Annotated in this window: 1 protein-coding gene; it reads right to left on the bottom strand. The window is 65.5% G+C overall.

Annotation, left to right across the window (positions count from 1 at the left end; translation table 11 throughout):
- Positions 1-145: 145 nt before the first annotated feature.
- Positions 146-1534 (bottom strand): IS1380 family transposase, encoded by a 1389-nt coding sequence (locus tag AC1DIM_RS19690; protein WP_477712163.1) that lies wholly within the window; start codon positions 1532-1534, stop codon positions 146-148.
- Positions 1535-1660: the final 126 nt, after the last annotated feature.

The following is a 1660-nucleotide window of genomic DNA, read 5'->3' as shown; positions in this document are numbered from 1 at the left end:
AGCCTCGATCCACCGACGCGCTCGTTGAGGATCCGGGGATTTGATTTGGCCGGACGGGCTGGGGTTCGTGGCATGCCGGATTAGCCGGCCCCGCTGCCGGGGGTGTTCCACTGGGGTTCCTTGGTTGTGCGGTCGGGGAGGTGGGTCAGGTTCTTGCCGATCGTGGGAAGATCCGGTTGAACACGTCTGTCCAGGCGGTTTCCCAAGGCCAGTCCGCGGGCAGGTGGAGGCGAAGCTTCCGGGCTGAGGAGGCGATCCTGGCCGGGACGCTGATGAGTTTCCTGCGGACCGTTGCGGTCCGGGCTTTCGCCAGCGCCTTCCCTGCCACTGTGGCTGCGGCGCGGGTGAGGTTGAACGCCATAACGGCCAGGGCCAGCCAGGCCGCGTTGGCAGTGAAAACACCCGAGGGTAAATGAGCCAGGGCACTGTCCTTCAGATCGGCGTTGACCTGCTCGATGATCGCGTGCCCGCGGTGGGTTTTATCGGCGGCGACGGTGTCCAAGGTGCCGGTGGTGAAGAACGCGTGGAACCGGTAGGTCGGAAAGATCGTCGGCTGTCCGGCGCCGGCGTGCGGGTTCAGGTCCGGGATCCTGCGGASAATAAGGCGTCCGGGGACGCGTTCGCCCTGTTTACGGGAGCTGAACGCGGTGAACGGTGTTTCGGCGACTTCCGCGGAGGAGATCCACCGGCCCGCGGCTTCGTCGAAGACCGCATCGGTGTACTGGATCGGCTGCCATGTATCCTCAGGGATTCCCGCGATGGCCTTCCTGATGGCCGGGTCCATGCGGGCTGTGATGGAAACATCGGCGCCGGCTTTGGCAGCGGCATTGACGGTCGCGTATCCGTAGAACGCGGAATCCGCGCGCAGCAGCACCCTGCCGGTGGCCCCGCCACGGATGCGTTTGAGGGTGGCCAAGGCATCGGCGACCAGCCGTGCCGCGCCCCGGGGCGAACCGGCCGAGCCCTTCCGCAGCCGCTGCGCGGCAATGACCGGGGCGGTGTCCTTCGTGCTGACGGTGGCCAGCAGCGCGTTCAGGCCCCGCACCCCGGAATATCCGTAGCCCGAGCCCTGCTTCTGGTATCCGTGGACCTCAATGATCGTGTCGTCCACGTCAACGAGCGTGTACTCCCCGGTATTGCCGCCGATCAGCGGGGTCTGTGCCGCCAGMTTCCTCAGGAACCGGGACGCGACCGCGTCCAGCTGGCGGACGTGCCCGAAGGTGAAGGAGCGCAGGAACGAGCCCAGCGTCGAAGGCGCGTAACAGGCCTTGAACAGCCTGCCCATGCCGCCGTGCCGCAGCAGGGCCATGTCATCAATGGAATCCGCGCCGGCCACCATCCCGGCGACCAGCGAGGCCACTTTCAACCCGGCGTTGGCCCCCTTGTCCGTCGGCACGCTCAGCCACCCATCGGCCAGGTCCCCGAGCCCGGCTGCGAAGGCCAGCCCCATGACCGGGACCAAGCCAGCGGACGACACAAGGTTGGGCTCGTCGAAGGAAACTGACAAGGACGCCCCGGTATGGGAAAGTTGCATCTACGAGATGCCTCTCTTTTTGGTGAAAAGGTGTTCTAGACAAACCCCATTTTCCGCGAAAAGACAGGCATTCTCGGTTTAAACCGCCGACCGCGCCCCGATCAGCATCGGTGAATCAAGGCTAAG

This window comes from Pseudarthrobacter sp. 01T43, assembly GCF_056398665.1.
Note: the sequence above shows the minus strand (reverse complement) of the source record. Positions and strands in the feature narration are given on the sequence as shown.